At 68.5% G+C, this 17,343-nt stretch carries 15 protein-coding genes and 3 pseudogenes; 9 read left to right on the top strand and 9 right to left on the bottom strand.

What is annotated here, in order from left to right; all coding sequences use genetic code 11:
• Positions 1 to 494: 494 nt before the first annotated feature.
• Positions 495 to 884, bottom strand: coding sequence for a DUF2255 family protein (locus BLW14_RS31685; protein WP_256333034.1), 390 nt, complete (start codon positions 882 to 884; stop codon positions 495 to 497).
• A gap of 1,201 nt (positions 885 to 2,085) precedes the next feature.
• Positions 2,086 to 3,000 carry an alpha/beta hydrolase family protein gene (locus BLW14_RS31675; RefSeq protein ID WP_093710497.1) on the bottom strand — a complete coding sequence of 305 codons (915 nt, stop codon included), beginning with the start codon at positions 2,998 to 3,000 and terminating at the stop codon, positions 2,086 to 2,088.
• 99 nt (positions 3,001 to 3,099) lie between these two features.
• Between BLW14_RS31675 and BLW14_RS31670 the strand changes: the two genes are divergently transcribed.
• Complete coding sequence (locus BLW14_RS31670) at positions 3,100 to 3,690, top strand: TetR/AcrR family transcriptional regulator (protein WP_093710496.1); 591 nt, start codon at positions 3,100 to 3,102, stop codon at positions 3,688 to 3,690.
• 73 nt (positions 3,691 to 3,763) lie between these two features.
• Here the strand turns inward: BLW14_RS31670 and BLW14_RS31665 are convergent.
• A pseudogene (locus BLW14_RS31665) lies at positions 3,764 to 4,105 on the bottom strand (transposase); the annotation flags it as partial.
• A 111-nt stretch (positions 4,106 to 4,216) separates the two neighbouring features.
• Between BLW14_RS31665 and BLW14_RS31660 the strand changes: the two are divergent.
• Positions 4,217 to 5,079, top strand: a pseudogene (locus BLW14_RS31660) (ABC transporter permease).
• Positions 5,080 to 5,807: 728 nt separating this feature from the next.
• On the opposite strand, the gene BLW14_RS31655 reads toward BLW14_RS31660, so the two are convergent.
• The 3 genes from BLW14_RS31655 to BLW14_RS31645 are packed head-to-tail and all read right to left on the bottom strand — an operon-like array spanning position 5,808 to position 8,602.
• A complete protein-coding gene (locus tag BLW14_RS31655) occupies positions 5,808 to 6,866 on the bottom strand; it encodes an ABC transporter substrate-binding protein (protein ID WP_093710495.1) in 1,059 nt (352 codons plus the stop codon).
• 40 nt (positions 6,867 to 6,906) lie between these two features.
• Complete coding sequence (locus tag BLW14_RS31650; protein ID WP_093710494.1) at positions 6,907 to 7,797, bottom strand: ABC transporter permease; 891 nt, start codon at positions 7,795 to 7,797, stop codon at positions 6,907 to 6,909.
• Positions 7,787 to 8,602: an ABC transporter ATP-binding protein gene (locus tag BLW14_RS31645; RefSeq protein ID WP_093710493.1), complete on the bottom strand. Its 816-nt coding sequence runs from the start codon at positions 8,600 to 8,602 to the stop codon at positions 7,787 to 7,789. Before BLW14_RS31645 ends, BLW14_RS31650 begins: the two co-directional genes overlap by 11 nt.
• A gap of 214 nt (positions 8,603 to 8,816) precedes the next feature.
• Here BLW14_RS31645 and BLW14_RS31640 point away from each other — a divergent pair, with 214 nt between their 5' ends.
• Positions 8,817 to 10,457: an ATP-binding protein gene (locus BLW14_RS31640; protein WP_093710492.1), complete on the top strand. Its 1,641-nt coding sequence runs from the start codon at positions 8,817 to 8,819 to the stop codon at positions 10,455 to 10,457.
• On the top strand, positions 10,450 to 11,154 hold the full coding sequence (locus BLW14_RS31635; RefSeq protein WP_093710491.1) for a response regulator: 705 nt from the start codon (positions 10,450 to 10,452) through the stop codon (positions 11,152 to 11,154). Before BLW14_RS31640 ends, BLW14_RS31635 begins: the two co-directional genes overlap by 8 nt.
• Before the next feature lie 683 nt (positions 11,155 to 11,837).
• On the opposite strand, the gene BLW14_RS31625 is transcribed toward BLW14_RS31635, so the two are convergent.
• Positions 11,838 to 12,371, bottom strand: coding sequence for a DinB family protein (locus tag BLW14_RS31625; protein ID WP_093710490.1), 534 nt, complete (start codon positions 12,369 to 12,371; stop codon positions 11,838 to 11,840).
• A gap of 161 nt (positions 12,372 to 12,532) precedes the next feature.
• On the opposite strand from BLW14_RS31625, the gene BLW14_RS31620 reads away from it, so the two are divergent.
• The gene (locus BLW14_RS31620; protein ID WP_371128101.1) at positions 12,533 to 12,748 is read left to right on the top strand and encodes a hypothetical protein; all 216 of its coding nucleotides are present in this window, start codon (positions 12,533 to 12,535) and stop codon (positions 12,746 to 12,748) included.
• A 43-nt stretch (positions 12,749 to 12,791) separates the two neighbouring features.
• On the opposite strand, the gene BLW14_RS31615 is transcribed toward BLW14_RS31620, so the two are convergent.
• A complete protein-coding gene (locus BLW14_RS31615) occupies positions 12,792 to 13,580 on the bottom strand; it encodes a maleylpyruvate isomerase family mycothiol-dependent enzyme (RefSeq protein WP_093710489.1) in 789 nt (262 codons plus the stop codon).
• A gap of 169 nt (positions 13,581 to 13,749) precedes the next feature.
• Between BLW14_RS31615 and BLW14_RS31610 the strand changes: the two genes are divergently transcribed.
• The 3 genes and pseudogenes from BLW14_RS31610 to BLW14_RS31605 form a co-directional block, all read left to right on the top strand.
• Positions 13,750 to 15,150, top strand: coding sequence for an IS256 family transposase (locus BLW14_RS31610; RefSeq protein ID WP_177154168.1), 1,401 nt, complete (start codon positions 13,750 to 13,752; stop codon positions 15,148 to 15,150).
• On the top strand, positions 15,132 to 15,476 hold the full coding sequence (locus BLW14_RS34695; protein ID WP_177154167.1) for a hypothetical protein: 345 nt from the start codon (positions 15,132 to 15,134) through the stop codon (positions 15,474 to 15,476). The genes BLW14_RS31610 and BLW14_RS34695 overlap by 19 nt, the downstream gene beginning before the upstream one ends.
• A gap of 28 nt (positions 15,477 to 15,504) precedes the next feature.
• A pseudogene (locus tag BLW14_RS31605) lies at positions 15,505 to 15,870 on the top strand (transposase family protein); the annotation flags it as partial.
• A gap of 199 nt (positions 15,871 to 16,069) precedes the next feature.
• On the opposite strand, the gene BLW14_RS31600 reads toward BLW14_RS31605, so the two are convergent.
• Complete coding sequence (locus tag BLW14_RS31600; RefSeq protein WP_256332945.1) at positions 16,070 to 16,243, bottom strand: M15 family metallopeptidase domain-containing protein; 174 nt, start codon at positions 16,241 to 16,243, stop codon at positions 16,070 to 16,072.
• Positions 16,244 to 16,534: 291 nt separating this feature from the next.
• Here BLW14_RS31600 and BLW14_RS31595 point away from each other — a divergent pair, with 291 nt between their 5' ends.
• A complete protein-coding gene (locus tag BLW14_RS31595; RefSeq protein ID WP_177154166.1) occupies positions 16,535 to 17,299 on the top strand; it encodes a hypothetical protein in 765 nt (254 codons plus the stop codon).
• Positions 17,300 to 17,343: the final 44 nt, after the last annotated feature.

Here is a 17,343-nt window from a genome sequence, read left to right as displayed (position 1 = left end):
GCCCTCCCCTGAACACGTCAGTCTCCGAGATTCCCGACAGCGTCACCCACATCAGCTCTGCGTCTCCTCGCGGCATTCGACAGCGGCCACTCCGGGTATAAGGAACAGGTTGCCGGTGGTCGCCGAGCCCCTGCAAATCGCTGTGGGTCCGGGCCGCCTCGGACAATGCGTGGCGGCCCGTCACGGCGACCTCAAGCGCCTTGGAGCGCACCCACTCGAACACATCGGCGGCCCGTCGGAGCAGTTCGGACCGACCGGCGATGAAGTCCCCGACGTAGTGCCCGGAATTGGGGTGGGCCTGCCGGCCGGGCTCGGCCTGTGCCGGCTCTTCTTGACCCGACCCCCGAGACGGATCGTGCACGCGGTCAACGAACTGGTGGTGTGGCGCCTCAGGCGTCCTGCCGCTGGAGAAGCCGAGCGAGCGGGAGGGGCGGCTGCGGGTGAGCCGGGGTCAGCCGATGTCGGGTGTGACCACGTACGTGGCTACCAGGGCCTCAGTGCCTGTGCCCATCACGGGATCGGGCCCTGCAGTTCCCTGCCCACAGCGGCCGGGGGGCGATCTGGTGCCGCGAGTTCTTGAGCAGGCCCTCGGAGAAGTACGGATTTTTGGAGTACTTGGCGCGGAACGCCTCGTCGGCCCGGTCCTTCGCCGCCTCGTCGTCGGCCGGCGAGAACACCACCCGCACTTCCCTGTCCGCGACGGCGACCGCACCGCACCCATACGTCACGGCGGAGTGGAACCACCGCGAGTTCCGCGTCGCCGACCTGACGTAGACGTCGCCGTCGAGGGCGACCGCCCACACCCGGATGAGCCGGCCGGGCGTCCGGTCGGCGTCCTGATCCGGCGCGACGTGGAAGTCGTCACCCTGCTGAACGCGGCGCAGATGTGCGTCCGTCCACCGAGGATGTCCTTCGGCCTCTCGTGCACCGTTGCGGAGGCGGAGTCTTCGCGGGCAAGCTGTGCCGTCACCACGTTCCAGGCCCGGTCGTCGACGGCCAGTTGGGTGCGCAGGAACGCTGCGGTTGTCTCCAGGACCAGGAGTGCGCGGGTGAAGTTCTCGTCCGTCGTCTCCGCGGAGTCGTAGCCGGAGATTCCACCGGGGCTGTGCTCACCGCCGTGGACGTCGAGTAGGAACTTGGGCCCGGGCGCCAGGTGAAGGGCGTCGGTCTGCCACGCGGCCCCGACGACGTTCAGGTGGTGGGCGTAGTCCTGGTCTCCTGCTACGACCAGGGTCGGGGGTGCCATGGTGGTGAAGTCGGTGTCGTTGAGGACGGGGTAGTGACGGGCGGCACGGGGATTGAGGGCATCGCCTCCGCGTCCCGGCGCGGCCATCACCACTCCGGCGCTCACTCGCTCGTCCCTCGCGTTCCCCCTGTACCCCGTGGCGAGGTCGCGAGGCTGGGCGCCCAGCACCATGCTCGCCGTGTGGCCGCCCATCGAATGGCCGACGCCGGCGATCCTGCCGGTGTCCATGCGGGCCGCCACGTCCGGGACGACCTTGTCGAGAACGCCCAGGTGGTCCAGCACCGACGACACTTCGCGTGCGCGGGAGCGCCAGTACAAGGAGGCTTCGGGGCTGTCGGCGTGCCGCAGGCCGAGGGTGGCCGAGTCCAGGTGGGTCGGCTGAAGGACCGCGAACCCGCTGACCGAGAGATAGTTGGCGAGCGGGGCGTAGCCGTAGAGCGACGAGACGTACTGGGACGGACCGTGCCCGTGCGACAGGACGACGATGGGCAGCGCCCGGTCCGTCATCGGCGCGGTCAGTCGTACCTGCAGTTCCGCCGGGCGGTCGCGTGAGGGGTAAGCGACCGGAGCGACCGAGACGAGCGGCCCGAACAGGTCGTCGCCGGCGCGGGCCGGGATGGCGATGTGGTCGGTCATGCAATGTCCAGGGGCTGCGAAACCTGAGGGTCGCTGCTCCGCAGCACGGGAGCAGCGGCTGACCGGGGCGTGGCTCATCGTGGACTTCTGGCTCTGACCGCCGGGCTTCGGTGCATCACCGGCGTGGTGGGTGCGAGAGGTCTCCCGGCCCGCCGCTGCCGTGCGGCGGGCGACGGGCCGGGAAGGGGCAGCAGTGGGCTGGGTCAGTCCTTGTGCTGGAAGGACGCCTTCTCGAGGGCTTCGGTGTCGTCACGGAAGCGGGACCACGCATCGGGGTCGCGGTCTAGGGCGTCGAGGAGGTATGCGGTGACGGCGTCGGCGACGAGGGCGACCCGGTCGGTGTCCGTGTCGCTGGTCTCGCTCACGGCTTCCCCGGCGATGCCGCCCAGGGTGTGCTCTCCGCCGGGGACGACGAGGAGACGTTTGGGGGCGGGGCTGAGGTCGAAGGCGTCGAGAAACCAGTCCGGTCCGCGCGTGGACATCTTTGACTGGTCCTTGTCGCCGGCGATGACGAGTGCCGCTGTGGTCATGGTGGCGTAGTCCGGCCTCATGAAGGGCAGATGCTCGACGGCGAACGGCGTGAGCGAGTCGCCCGTGCCGGTCGCGGCGATGAGCACGCCCGCCTTTGCTCCGTCGTGGGAGAAGTCCTCGCCAGGAGCGCCCTCGGCATCCAGTACCCGAGCCCCGAGGAGAGCGCCGACGGTCTGGGCGCCCCACGAGTGACCGGCCAGGGCGACCCGTGTCGCATCAGCGCGGTCGATCAGGTCGCCGGCCTCGGCGAGGATGCCGTCGAGGTGGTCCAGCACCGCGTGGAGGTCGTCGATGCGCACGCGCCAGATGGTGCCGAAACGCGGATCGTCGAACCCTATGGCGTTGCGACGCGAGTCCAGGTGGGTCGGTTGCACGACCACGAAGCCAGCGGCGGCCCAACGGTCGACCAGCGGCTCGTAGCCGTCCATCGACCACGCGTTGCCGTGGGAGAACACGATGACCGGAAGACCGCGACCCTCGGCCGGTGCGGTCACCTTGACCTGCAGGGGCATCGCCCGGTCACTGGTGGGAACGGTGATGGGCTTGATCGCGACGGTCTTCGTCCGGGATTGCGCAGGAGTGAACATGTGCGGACTTCCTGTGGGAAAGGCGCGTGCCGCATACTTGGCGGAACGACGTTCCGTTCACACTAGCGGAACAATGTTCCGCGAACCAGAGGTGAGATCTTGTCCCGATCGGTCGGCTCCAGAGCGGCGGGCGCCGAGCGCACTCGCCAGTCCCTGCTCGCGGCCGCGGCGCAGGTGTTCGTCGAGCAAGGCGTCCAGGCACCCATCCGTGACATCGCCGGCCGGGCCGGAGTGGGCCTGGGCACCGTGTACCGCCACTTCCCCACCCGGGCGGAGCTGGTCTTGGCCGTTTACCGCCACCAGGTGGACGAGTGCGCGCTACTTGCCGCCGATCTCGCCGGGTCGCCGAGACCGGGCGAGGCCCTGTCACAATGGATGGACGCTTTCGTGGAGTTCCTCGTCACGAAGCACGGACTGGGAGCGGCACTCCAGTCCGAGGACCCCAGCCTGCAGAGCCTGCACTCCTTGATGCTCGACACGCTGGTCCCGGCCTGCGCCTCGCTCCTCGACGCTGCGACGGCCCGGGGCGAGTTCGACCCGGACGTCACCGCGTACACACTGATGCGAGCGGTCGGCAACCTGTGCATCGTGGGCCCCGGATACGGCCGTGAGCACGCGAGGGCCATGGTCGCCCGGCTCCTTGCCGGCTGCCGGACGGTCATGCCCCCGGACGGTCCTGTGGCGGTCTGACGACGAAGCCCCGCATCCCCACGCACCCGGGCGAACAGGTCGGCAGCGGCCGAGTTCCCCGGAACCACCTCCCGCCGGCGGGTCTGCCGCCCGCGCTGCCTCTGCGGCGTCGGTTGGCCCATTGGTCCTTCGGCTCTGGGATCGTGTGCCGGATGCGGCGTCTTCGCAGGTAGCGGCGATCTCAACGGGAGCTGTATGCCTTGTCGCCGCCGACGTGATCGGGCCTCGTCCGGGGCCGCCCGACCAGTCGGCGGGGAACCCTGATCCGCTCCAGGACCTCGATCATCTGCGGGGCATCACCCCACTGACCTGGAGTAATCAGTAGAGCCATGGGCCGGCAGCCGCCTTCACCGGCAAGGTGGATCTTCGAGGTCAGACCGCCCCGGGACCCTCCGGGGCCCTCATCGGGGCGCTGGTGCCTGGGCGTCGTCCTACCCTTTCCTCACTGTCTACATTTGCGTAGATTCCGCTGCGGCCGGGCAGTTGCGCCCACAAGCTCAGCCACTGACATTGATGGTGACTGCCCATGAACTCCGCCTCGGCCGCGCTGCTGCCGGTCGATGCCATGCTCGGCGGGGTCTTGGCCGTGCTCCTCGCGGGGGCCGTCACCGTCACCGCCTGGGTCCGGCTCTCTCCTGAGCAGAGCTACGGCCGCCCCAGCGAAGTGCTGACCGCCGGAGTCCGCGCGGCCGTTCAGCTGGCGGCCGTCTCCGCCGTCATGGGCTGGGTCGTCCACCGCGGCGCCGCCCGGCTCGGCTTCCTGCTGCTGATGTACGCCGTCGCCGTGGGCAGGGCCGGACGCCGGATCACCACCGACAGCACCTGGTGGTGCGCTGCCCTGCCGATCACCGCCGGTGTCCTGCCGACCGTCGCCCTCCTGCTGGCCACCGCCCTGCTCCCGCTGCGCGGCATCTCGCTCATCCCGGTGACCGGCATCCTGATCGGCGGCTCTCTCACCGCGACCGTCCTGGCCGGGCGCCACACCACGGTCACGCTCGAACAACGGCACGGCGAAGTGGAAGCCGGTCTCACCCTCGGCCTGGCCAAACGCGACGCCGGAATCGAGATCGCCCGCCCGGCCGCCTCCGACACCCTGGTGCCCGGACCAGACTCGCACCGTCGGCCCGGTCACCGTGCCCGGCGCGTTCGTCGGCATGCTCCTGGGCGGCGCCGACGCGCTCACCGCCGGAGCCGTACGGCTCTCTGTCCTCGTCGCCCCGATGGACGTGCAGGCCATCGCCGTCACCGTCACCGTCACTGGAACTCGTCGACCGCAGCCGCCTGACTGCACCGCGCGGCGGCACGGCTGCCCCGCCGCCACGCCGTCCTCCCACCAGGCGAGGGCGGCGTGCAGGGGACGGCTCAACCCGACGAGACCTTGCTCCGTGACCGCCGCCGCATCATCTGCGTCCGTTCCCGGAATTGTCCGGCCCGCCGAACCGACGGCACGGCTCGCCGGCCTGCAGCCCGCCCACACACCTCGCCCGGACTTCGGCGCGTGCCATGGCACCGGACGGATCGGCTGGCGCGGATGGGCGACATCCTCCAGGCAACCGCGCAAGGGCTCAGACCACGGGCAGCCACCCTGTGGGCCGGGGCGCCCGAGGGCCTCCTGGAACAGTGGCTGGCGCATGACTCGGCCTTCGCCTCGGCCGTACAAGCGGCAGCGGCCCTGGCCGCCGCAAACGGTCTGGAGCCCGGCGGGAGAAAGACCCCGGCGGTGATCCGCATCGCGATCATGGCGTTGAGCAGAGGTGAGTCCTGGGCAACAGCCGCCGAGCTCGCCGGTATCACCGGCTCCGGACACCGCCAGATGGGTAGCGGTCCGCCCCCATCCTGGTGGCCCTGGTGGACACCGAGAGGCGCGCACGACCACGCAAACCCAAAGCTACGTTCCGCCGGCCTACCGGTCTCGCAGCCGGGGCGGCAATGCCCCGACCGCGGGGTACCGGCTTGTGCAACGCGACGACCAGTAGGAGCGAGCGGTCGCACAGCTGGCCCGGGCCCTCTGACTGCTCTCACGACGCCTTTCTCAACGGCCATGCGAGTTTCGGTCACGAGCCTGTCGCTGTCGCTCATTCCGGGCTGCGGCAGGCTCGTGGAACCATCTTGCTCAGTCAGCTCGCCCTCTCCGTGAACTCGCTGGTGTACGTCTTCTCCAGGTCGATCGTGGCGTTCTTCAAGTTCGGGTTGAAGGACTTCAGGACCCGTTGCACCGTCGCGGGCCCGTCGGCCGGCATCTTGCCGTCCTTCGTGAACATCGGAAGCGTGCTCTCGATCGCCTTGGCATAGAGGCCCTCGCCGCCCTGCGCGTAGTCGCTCGGCATCTTCGTCGCGATCTCCTGCGCGCTGTGTGCGGACATCCACTTGAGGGTGCGCACGAAGGCGTTGGTGAGCTTCTGCACCGTGTCCTTGTGCCCCTCGACCCAGTCGGTGTTCATATAGAGGCTCGACGACGGGTACAGCCCCCCGAGGGCCTTCTTCGAGCCTCCGGGGGTGCGCATGTCGATGAGAACCTTGCCGAGCTTCTTGTCGAGGATCTGCGCGACGGTCGGGTCGGTGGTCATACCGCCGTCGATGGAACCCTGCTGCAGCGCGGAGATGAAGGTCTGGCCCGCGCCGACCGCGACGTTGCTGAACTTGTCCGTGGACACCCCGTCGTGGACGCCGAGGTACTTGGTGAGGAAATCGGTGGAGGAGCCGAGGCCGGTCACTCCGAGCTTCTTGCCGGCGAAGTCCTTCGGCGACTTCAGGTCGTCTGCCGCCTTGTCGGAGACGATCTCGACCTCGCCGGGAGTCTGCGCGAGCTGGACAACGGACTCCACGGACTTGCCTTTGGTCTGGAGGTCGAGGGTGTGGTCGTAGAAACCGACGACGCCCTGGACGTTCCCGGCGACCAGTGACGTGGTGGCGTCGATACCGGCGGGCTCGCTCAGCAACTCCACGTTGACGCCCTCGTCCTTGAAGTAGCCGAGGCGCTGGGCCAGCATCGCGGGCAGGTAGATGACCTTGTCGATGCCGCCCACCATGATCTTGACCTTCGGCCCCTTGCCTCCCGAGCCGCCGCTGCCGGAGGCATGCGAGGAAACCTGGTCGGCGCAGCCGCTGAGGGCGGCGAGAGCGGCCAGGGCAGCGGTGACGGTGGTGAGCTTGCTGGCAAGGGTGCGACGGGACATGTGCGGCTCCTGGATGTGGTACGTGCGGCGGCGGGAGGGTCTAGCGGGCTTCATCAGCGGCGGGCTTCCAGCGGAAGAGCTTGCGTTCGAGGAAGGTGAGCAGGCCCTCGGCGAGCAGGGCGACGACGGCGAGGATGACCATCGCGGCGTACACGCCCGCGGAGTTGAAGGTGCCCTGCGAGACGGAGACCAGCAGGCCGATGCCCTTGGTGGCGCCGATGTACTCGCCGACGATGGCGCCGATCAGGGCGAAGCCGAAACTGACGTGGAGGCTGGTGAAGATCCACGAGGTGGCGGCAGGAATGACGACCTGGAAGGTGACCTGGCGGTCGCGGGCGCCGAGGATGCGGGCGTTGTCGATGAGGTGGCGGTCCACTTCGCGGGCGCCCTGGAAGGCGTTGAAGAAGACCGGGAAGAAGACGAGCACGACGGCAGAGGCGACCTTCGAGGCCGGGCCGAGACCGAACCAGATGAGGAAGATCGGAGCGAGCACGATCCGCGGCAGCGCGTTGAGGACCTTGATGTACGGGCCCATGACGTCGGCCAGGAAGCGGATCCGGCCCAGCGCGATACCGAGGACCACGCCCACGATGACGCCGACGACCCATCCCAGCAGCGCCTCGTAGAGCGTGTACCAGATCTGTTCGAGCAGTGAGCCCTGCGGGGTGCCGTGCAGTGCCCACTGCTGGATCTGGTCCCAGATCTTCGACGGCATCGAGAAGTTGAAGGGATCGATGATCCCGGCCCGCGAGAACCACTCCCACACGCCGAGGACGAACACCAGCACGGCGGCGCGGGACAGCAGCACGATGACGCGCCGGCGGCGCGCGGCCCTGGCACGCTCCTCGGTACGGGCGGACTTGGTGACGCCGACCGAGTTCGTCACGGTGGACGAAGCGGTGTCCGGTGCGGCGGTGATGTCAGGCGACATTCTGGGCACCCCTCTCGCGGGTAATGCGGACTTCCTCACCCAACGACGACCAGATCTCGCGGTAGATCTCGACGAAACGGGGCTCCAGACGGATCGACTCGACGCGGCGCGGGCGCGGGAGGTCGATCGTGAAGACCTCTTTGACGGTGGCCGGTCCGGCGGTCATGACGACGACCTTGTCGGCCAGTGCGATGGACTCCTCCAGGTCGTGGGTGACAAAGACAACGGAGGCCCCGGTGCCGGCCCACAGCTCCATCAGCTCGTCCGACATGAGCGCCCGGGTCTGGACGTCGAGCGCGGAGAACGGCTCGTCCATGAGCAGGATCGAGGGGTCGTTGACGAAGGTGGAGGCGAGGGCGACGCGCTTGCGCTGGCCACCGGACAGCTGATGCGGATAGCGGTCCTCGAAGGCGCTCAGCCCGACGCGGCCCAGCCACTCCCGGGCCCTCTCCTTGGCCTCCGCCTTGGGCACACCGCGGAAGCGAGGGCCCGCCATCACGTTGGACAGTACGGTCCGCCAAGGGAACGTCGCGTCCTGCTGGAAGACGAAGCCGACACGCTCGTCGATGCCGCGCACGGGCGAGCCGGACAGCATCACCTCGCCGTCCGTCGGCTCCTCCAAGCCGCTGACCAGAGTCAGGGTGGTGGACTTGCCGCAGCCGGTCGGGCCGACGACGGCGACGAACTCGCCCTGCTGGATGGTCAGGTCGAGATCATGGACAGCGGTGTGGGAGGCGCCTGACGGCGTACGGAATGCCTTGCGCACACCGCGCAGTTCGATGGCCGGGCTCGATGGGCTTGTCATGCCGGGGACGTTAGAAACAGTCGTACGGGCTGGGAAGTTTTGGCCGGCAACCACTGCCAGTTCCCGTAGAACGCCATTCTGCGCATTGTGCCGACGGCATGGGGGCCCGCTGCCGTCCAAGCTCTTCCGTGGCCGAGACAGCAGCGGCTACGGTGCGTTCACCCCGGCGAAACTTCTGGTCGCACGGGCGGGTTCCCGAAAGCAGGTGTCAAAAGTGGCCCGCGTGCGCATCGGCTGGCCGAGGCAAGTGTTCGCCCAAGTGCTGATCGTTCAGTTGTTGATCACCACCGGCGTCTTGCTGTTGCTGACCGGCCTGTTTCTCCAGCCGCTCCGCACCCAGCTCGACGACCAGGCCGAGCACGAAGCCCTGGCCATCGCCCAGACCACGGCGGTCGACCCGGAGATCGCCGCAGGTCTGCTGTCGAGCGACCCCGATCCGACCGGGCCCGTGCAGCGGCAGGCGCAGCGCACCCGTAAGGCGACGGGTGCCCTGTACGTCGTGGTCATGGATCTGCGCGGGATCCGCTGGTCCCACACGGATGTGCAGCAGGTGGGCCATCGTGTGTCGACGGATCCGTCCACTCCGCTCCACGGTCACGTCATCCTGGAGATCGACCGCGGCACTCTCGGCACATCGGCTCGGGCTAAGGTCCCACTACGCAACAGTGCCGGCGAGGTCATCGGGGCGGTGTCGGTCGGCATCGCCTACTCCGGCGTGCAGGAACGCCTGATGGCCGCCCTGCCGGGATTGCTGCGCTACGCGGGCGCAGCCCTCGCGGTCGGCGCGGGCGCCGCGTTCCTGGTGGCCCGCACTCTGCGCAAGCGCACGCACGGGGTGTCCGTCGCCGACATCGCTGCTCTGCTGTCGGAGCGGGAGGCGATGCTGCACGCGGTACGGGAGGGGGTCATCGCGCTCGACCGGCACGAACGCGTACGACTCGTGAACGACGAGGCTTCCCGACTGCTCTCGCTCAAGGAGGATACCGAAGGCCGGGACCTCAAAGAGGTCCTTCCGCCCGGACGGTCCCGCGACGTCCTCACCGGACAAGTCGCCGGACGCGACCTGCTTACGGTGCGCGGGAGCCGTGTCCTCATTGCCAACCGGATGCCCACCCCTGACGGCGGCGCGGTCGTCACGCTGCGGGACCGCACCGAGGTCGAACTGCTGGGCCGTGAGCTCGACTCCATCAAGGGGCTGCTGGACGCACTGCGCGCCCAGGACCACGAGCACGCCAACCGCCTGCACACCGTCCTCGGCTACCTCGACCTGGACATGTCCGAGCGGGCCCGCGACTATGTCGCGGGCCTCACCCACGCCCGGCGCGCGTCGGCAGGCAACATCGCGGAACGTATCCGGATCCCGATGGTCTCGGCCCTCCTGGTCGGGAAATCGGCCATCGCCGCCGAACGGGGCGTGACCTTGCGCCTGTCCGACCGCAGCCAGCTCCCCAGCCGGCTCATCGACGCCCGGGATATCGTGACCGTGCTGGGCAATCTGATCGACAACGCACTCGACGTCGTCGACGCTCACGCCACCCAGCCCACGGTGGAAGTCGAGATGTTCACCGAGGCGGACACCGTCGTGGCCCGCGTGAGCGACAACGGGCCCGGAGTACCCGTGGAACTGCGCGAAGCGGTCTTCGAAGAGGGATGGAGCACCAAGGAGTCCCCGCACCATCGTGGCCGAGGGCTCGGCCTGGCAATGGTGCGCAGCCTCGCCGAACGCTACGGCGGCACCGCCCGCATCGCGGCCCGCGCCGGCGGAGGCGCCGTATTCACCGTCACGTTCCCCGACATCGCCACACGATCCGCAGCCCACGCACAGCACGTTCCGGCAGGAGAAACCCTTGATTGACGTCCTGGTGGTCGACGACGACTTCCACGTCGCGGAGATCAACGCCGCCTACGTCGACAAGACAGCCGGCTTTCACGTCGTGGGCACCGCCCACACCGCCCTGCACGCCGTGCATACGCTGGAGAACAGGCACGTCGACCTGCTCCTACTCGACCACTACCTCCCAGACCGCAGCGGTCTGGACCTCGTGAGACTGATGCGGCAGAAGGGGATGCGCAGCGACGTCATCATGGTGACCGCGGCACAGGACGTCGCGGTCGTGGAAGCCGCGCTGCGCTACGGCGTGCTCCACTACCTCGTCAAACCGTTCACCCTCGACGGCCTGCGCTCCCGCCTGAACAGCTACACCGAGTTGCGGCGCAGTTTGCAGGACGCCGGAACCGGAACGAGCCCGTGCCAGCAGCAGATCGACCGCATCTTCGGGACCGTGCGCACGCCGTCGACCACGACCGCGCCACCCGCCAAAGGCTGGTCGGGGCCCACCATGGATTTGATCTGCCAGGTGATCGCCGAGGCTGACCACCCCCTGTCGGCGCAGGACGTGGCAGCCCGCGCCGGAATCAGCCGCTCGACGGCCCAACGCTACCTGCGCTACCTCCAGGAAAAAGGCTCGCTCCAGCTCTCCCTGCGCTATGGCGACGCAGGGCGGCCCGAGCACCGTTACGCCCGCACAGCTCAGGCACGGCAGAAAGGCTGACCTCCCCTGCCGTCGGGCTTACGGGAGCGCCGCGCAAACTCCCGAGACATCATGACGTCCCACCCCACCGGCCCACGCGCCCGCCCTGGCCGACCTCGATATTCGCGGCATGAGCAACGCAAGAGTCGACACCTTCCACGAACTCAGGATCTGAGCGAAGGCAGCGTGCGGTGGCCCCGCGGTCCGGCCCCCAACAGCGCAGCCCACCGGTGGTAGCGGGGCTTCATCGTCGCGCCTGCGCACACTCGCCGAGGTCATCGACCACCTCGGCGCCAGCGTACAGACCGGGTTCATCGACGGCACCCAGGTCCCGGTGCGTCGACCGGTGGCCGGGCGCAAGGACCGGGAGAAGTGCGTCTCCGGCAAGAACAAACAGAACGCCGTCAAGAGTCCATGGTTGTCACAGACGCCGCAGGAATACTGCTGTTCTGCAGTCCGGCCGAGCAGGCCGGCTGCGCGGACATCACACACGCCCGGAAGCTGGGCCTGGTCGGGCTACTGGCCGACGGGCCCGCCGTGGAGATCCTGGCCGACGTCGGCTACCAGGGACTGGGTACACAGACCGGCGGGCGCGTGGTGGCGCCAGCGCCCCGCAAGTTCAAGAAGAACCCGCCCGAGTGGTACGCCAACCATGCACGAGCCCGTAAGGGTTGCCCCGCAATGCATCAGCGGTCACAGGTGGCTTACTCGCCGGTCCGGCCGTCGATGAGTTCGCGCGCGATATCGAGGTGCCCGACGTGCCGGGCGTACTCCTGGAGCAGGTGGAAGAGGATCCGCCCGAGCGAGGGTGCTTGGTCGGGCGTCTTGAAACGGCCCCCGAGACGTGCCTTGTCGCTCAGCGCGGACGTCGCCGTGAGTGAGGTCGCGACGGTCACCTCCGCTTGATAGGCAGCGATCACCTGGGCGATGGAGGTGTCGCCGGAGACCGTCCACTCCTCGGCGTCTCCGCCGGGCGGATAGGCGACGACGTCCTCTGCGCCGAACCCCCAGCGCAGCCAGCGGCGTTCGACCCACCCAAGATGCTGGACCAAGCCGAGCGGCGACCAGCCGAGCGGTGAGACGGGCATGCGGAGCAGGTCATCGGAGAGCCCATCAAGCTTTCGCATCAGGGCCTCGCGGTACCACTTCAGATAGCCGAGGAGCAATTCATGGGCGTCGGAGATGTCGACGGCCGGGCCATCGAGGAGCGCGGGGACCTGTTCCGGAGGCTGCTGCACCCCGCGAACATAGCGCGGGCGCGGGGCCGGCCGCACGCCCCTGACATGATCTTGGCGCCCGCGTGGCTTCGGCAAGTCGGCCGCGGGGCCCCCGTGGACGCGTCAGCCGCGTGCCTCAGTGCGAAGAGGCGCAATGAGGGGTTCGTTGGGTAGGCGGCAGCGTGTACTGCCAGGAGCACTGGACGCTGTCCGCCTGCCGGTCGGCGGCCGCGCTCGACACGCCGGTCGGACAGTGGCTGTCCAAGCTCCGTCGCCCCGGCGCTCTGGAGGGGCATCCCGTGTGGAAGGCCGCCCTCGAGGTCGTCGACAAGGACTGCAACTGGCCCTCCGAGCACCGGCAACATTACGCCGCGCTGCGCGAACTGGTGCGGGACTAGGAAGGCCGGCGGAGAGGCGCGGCACAACCGCCCCCGCTACGTCCTAATTCTCCTCCGGCTCCCAGGCGCGGAGCAGGTCGAGGAGCCCGGCGTCGCCATCAACGTGCAAGGAGTCGGCCTTGATCCGGTCGTAGAGGTAGAGAACCAGCTCACCGGCCGTGCCGCGAACGGAGGCGCCGGCTGTGTCCGAGGCCTCGCCGGTCGCGGGGAGGCGGGTGGTGCGTGCGCCGTCGCCGTCGACGGTGAGGCGCCAGGAGCGGTCCTCGTCGGCGTGGAAGTCGAAGGCCGTGGGCTTGTGCGGCCAGGCACTCGGCGTTGCGCAGACGGTGAACAGGAACTCCTCCACTCCGTCAAGTGCCAGCTCGACCGGCAGCGGCTGCGGGGCGCCCCCGGAAAGCTGGGCGTCGTACGTATGCACCGCGGTCTCCTGGACCCGGTGGCGGGCAGTGCCGCCGGCTGTCTGCGGTGACTGCGACGCGGGCCACCACGTCCAGCAACCGCTCTCCGGTCCCGCCGCGCGCAGGGCGCCCAGCAGAAGCTGCGTCGACGCGTCCAGCCAGGCCAGAAGGGCCTCACGCTCCTGCGGCACTTCCAGAGCGGCACGCGCGGCGACGGCCTCTGCCGGAGGTGCGTCGGCGGGCCCCGCGCTGACGATGGCGGCCCAGAAACGGTCTCCCCCACCCAGGTGCCTCACCAGATCGAGCAGCGTCCACCCGGGGCAGGTGGGCACCTGTGCGTCAAGACCGGGTGCGGCGGCGACCGCAGCGCGGAAGGCGGTTGACCGTTCATCGATGAGTCGCAACAGGTCGGTGAACTCAAGAGTCTTTTCCACGCCGGATGTCTATCACCATGCTTCGGCAACCGGACAGCGATTTTCGCAGTCGAGCAATGCTAGGCCTGTGGATCGGCCTCGGGTTGGAACGTGCGAGGGCGTACCTACCCGAGTGATCGATAGGGCCCCGAGTAGACGACGTTGCACCGTCGGTTGGGAAGGCACGCCCATGCTCAGCGTAGTCGACGAGGACGGCACCACCGGGGCCGGTTCCCTGATCGACGAGATCGTCCGGGAGGGAGCCCGGCGGATGCCGGCCGCCGCCCTGGAGGCGGAGGTGGATCAGTACATGGCCGAGCTCGCCGGGCAGCGTGACGAGGCCGGCCGTCGACTGGTGGTCCGCAACGGCCGCCACCGGCCGCGGATGGTGACGACGGCCGCCGGGCCGGTCAAGGTTGCCGTCCCGCGCGTGAACGACAAGCGGGTCGACGCGGAGACCGGCGAGCGCAAGCGTTCTCCTCGAAGCTTCTCGCGCCGTGGTGCCGGAAGTCTCCGAAGGTCAGCAAGGTGCTGCCGATGCGATATCTGCACGGCCTGTCCCTCGGGTGACTTCGTGCCCGCGATGGAGCAGTTCCTGGGCTCCTCGGCTGGGCTGTCGTCGAGCACGGTGACTCGGCTGACGAAGCAGTGGACCGCCGACCATGCGGAGTTCCAGCGTCGTGACCTGGCTGAAACCGACTACGTCTACGTATGGGCCGACGGTGTCCATCCCAAGGCCCGGCTCTCGCCGACGCATTCGTGGCTCTTGGTCCTGATGGGCGTGCGGGTGGACGGCACCGCGGAGTTGATCGCGATGGCCGAGGGCCTGCGTGAGTCCACCGAGTCTTGGGCGGACCTGCTGCGGGACTGCAGTCACCGCGGGACGGATCCGATGCTCGTCGTGGGTGACGGCGCGATGGGATTGCGGCTTGCCCTGGCGGAGGTATTTCCGCAGGCCAGGCACCAGAGATGCTGGGTCCGCAAGATGCGGAATGTCATGAACGCCCTACCGAAGTCCACTCAGCCCGGAGCACGAGCGGACCTGCAGGAGATCCACAACGCCGAGGACCGCGCGCACACGGAGAACGCGGTCACCGCGTTCGAGAAGGCGTACGGCGCGAAGTGGCCCAAGGCCACTAAGGAGATCATGGGTGAGGTCGACGAGCTGCTGGCGTTCTACGACTTCCCCGCCGAACATTGGGTGCATCCGCGCACGACGAATCCGATCGAGTCGACGTTCAGCACGGTGAAACTTCGGACCAAGGTCACCCGCGGTGCCGGCAGCCCGTCCGCCGCCCTCGCGATGGTCTTCAAGCTCGTGGAATCCGCCCAGGCCCGTTGGCGAGCGGTCACCGCACCCCACCTCGTCGCCCTCGGCCGGGACGGCGCCCGATTCGAGAACGGTCACCTCATGGAACGGCCGGAAGGCAAGGCAGCATGGACAGCCGACACCAAAGCGACGAGCCCGCCGAGCATCGGCGATTCGCCCACTACATCCAGGCCCTGCAAACCGTCGCCGCGGCGGACGAAGCCGACCTGCTGGCTGCTGTTCTGCGCGATGAGGACACCACCATGGCCGTCAGCGCGGTGAGTCGACACATGGACCGCCGGGCGACCGAACTTCTCACCGCCCCGGCATTCACGGCATGGGCCCAGGCCATGTCGGGGGTGATCGACCAACACGACTTCCTCACCACCCGACTCCGCGAATGGTGCCTGCTCAGGACCCTCGCCCTGGGCGAACCGTGGGCCGCCGAGGAGCTCACCGACGCCTCCGACTGGCTCCAGTGCACAGCCGTGACCACACAGATCGTCACCGCACCCGACGTCTTGCAACTACTCGCAGAACGCGGGCGGACCCGCCGAGTCCGCAATGCGGCACACCACCGACTCCATCACCTCAAGGAATCAGGCTGACCTGGTCCACAAGTCCTGACTATTGCTCGTGATCCTCGATGACACCCTGCTGCCGATCGACCGCATCGCTGCCGACCAGCCGTACAACTCGGGGAAGAAGAAGCACCACGGGATGAACGTGCAGGTACTCGCGGATCCAGCGGGCCGTCTGATCTGGGCTTCGGAGGCACTACCCGGGGCCGTGCACGATCTGACCGCGGCCCGGACCCGCGGCATTCCTGCCGCTCTCGCCGCCGATGGCATCAAGTGCTGGGCGGGCGAGGCGTATCAGGGCCCAGGTCCTGCTGTCCGCGTCCCGTTCCGGGGCAAAGGTCTGCGCGGATGGCGTCGGCGTCACAACCGCGATCACGCCAAGATCCGCAGCCTCGGCAAACGCGCCAAGGCCATCCTCAAATGCTGACGGCTCCTTACGTAGCCGATCGACGGGCTCGGGGATGGCCCGGATCGTCTGCTGGGTGTCGTCGGATATACGTGCCTCCGCTCGGTACTGTTCGTCTGTCGCAGTCGTGCGGGCCGGTCGTGACACGGATGCCCCCACACTCCTGTGTCTGCGGCTCGGACAGGGCGGGGAAGTGGACGAGTCCGGCCACGTGCTATGGGAGTTTGATCGGTCCGTAGCGCGCGTGCGGCTCGTGGCGCATCATCGCGTCGTACCGGTCCGCTGCCGAGAAGTGCCAGAACTCGGACCCATAATTCGTAGAGCCCGCGTTCTCCGTGGCGTTGAGCAGCAGCATGCGGTGGTGGCGTGCCTGGTCGCTGACGTTCAAGGCGTGCGAGGGCGCTGCGGGCACGGGGTGGCCGGCTGACGGCGGTGGGGCGGGAGTATGAGCGTGCTCACCGGGTGGGCGGCCGTCGTGCAACGCGAGGTCGTGGAGGCGCCTGACCTGAGTGTCTCGAACTTGGAGTGCAGGCCTCGGGCTTGAAGCTTGGAAATGATGTCCGATCGTGATCCACGGGTGCACAACCACGTATGGCTCCTGACTGTCTGAAAGGCGCCGGAGGAGGGCTCTCCGGCGCCTTTCAGTGCAAGACACAGAGATGGAAAGATCGGGGATCAGGTGGGCAAGAAGGTCTGGAGAGTGCTCGTGGCCGGTGGCGCGGCGGCGGTGTTCACGGGCGTGGCCGCGGTGCCGGCCGGGGCGGCCGAGGGCGGCGTCTCCTTCACCCGCGTCCAGGTGAACGGCGGCAAGCCGATCGTGATCGGAGTGGCCAAGGAGGTAGGGGCACCCACTTCCTTCCGGATGGAGACCACCCGCAAGTGGAAGTGGCCGGCGGTGTTCCTGTACCGCGGCGATACGGGTGACCGACTGTGGCACGCCATCGAAACGAGCGACTGCAACCAGGTGAGGTCGGGTGTCTGCGACATCGCCGAGACGATGTACTTCGACCCGGATGTGTGGGACATGCGCAACAGCGAGGCCGGAGCCTGGAAGGTCGCAGCCGAGGTGTACTTCAAGGGTGGCGGTGGCGACACGGACGACAAGGGCCTGACCGTCTACGTCAAGCGCAACTCCCGCCTGACTGTGAACGCTGCGCCCGAGCCGGTCTCCAAGGGCAAGACCATCACCGTGACCGGCAAGGTGACGCGGGCCAACTGGGAGACGAAGAAGTACGCCTCCTACGGGGGCCGCCTGGTGAGCCTGCAGTTCAAGCCCAGTGGAGCCACCTCTTACACCACGGTGAAGAAGGTTCACGCCAGCGGCTCGGGTGGCCTCAGGACGACCGTCAAGGCGTCCAAGACCGGCGCGTGGCGCTGGGTGTACTACGGCAACACCACCACCGGACCGTCAACTTCGGCTGCGGACAACGTCGTGGTGCGGTGAAGGACCCGTCTCGGAACCCGCTTCATGGGTTCCGAGACGGGTTT

This window comes from Streptomyces sp. 2131.1, from assembly GCF_900105515.1.
In the GTDB taxonomy this organism is placed as follows: domain Bacteria; phylum Actinomycetota; class Actinomycetes; order Streptomycetales; family Streptomycetaceae; genus Streptomyces; species Streptomyces drozdowiczii.
Note: the sequence above shows the minus strand (reverse complement) of the source record. Positions and strands in the feature narration are given on the sequence as shown.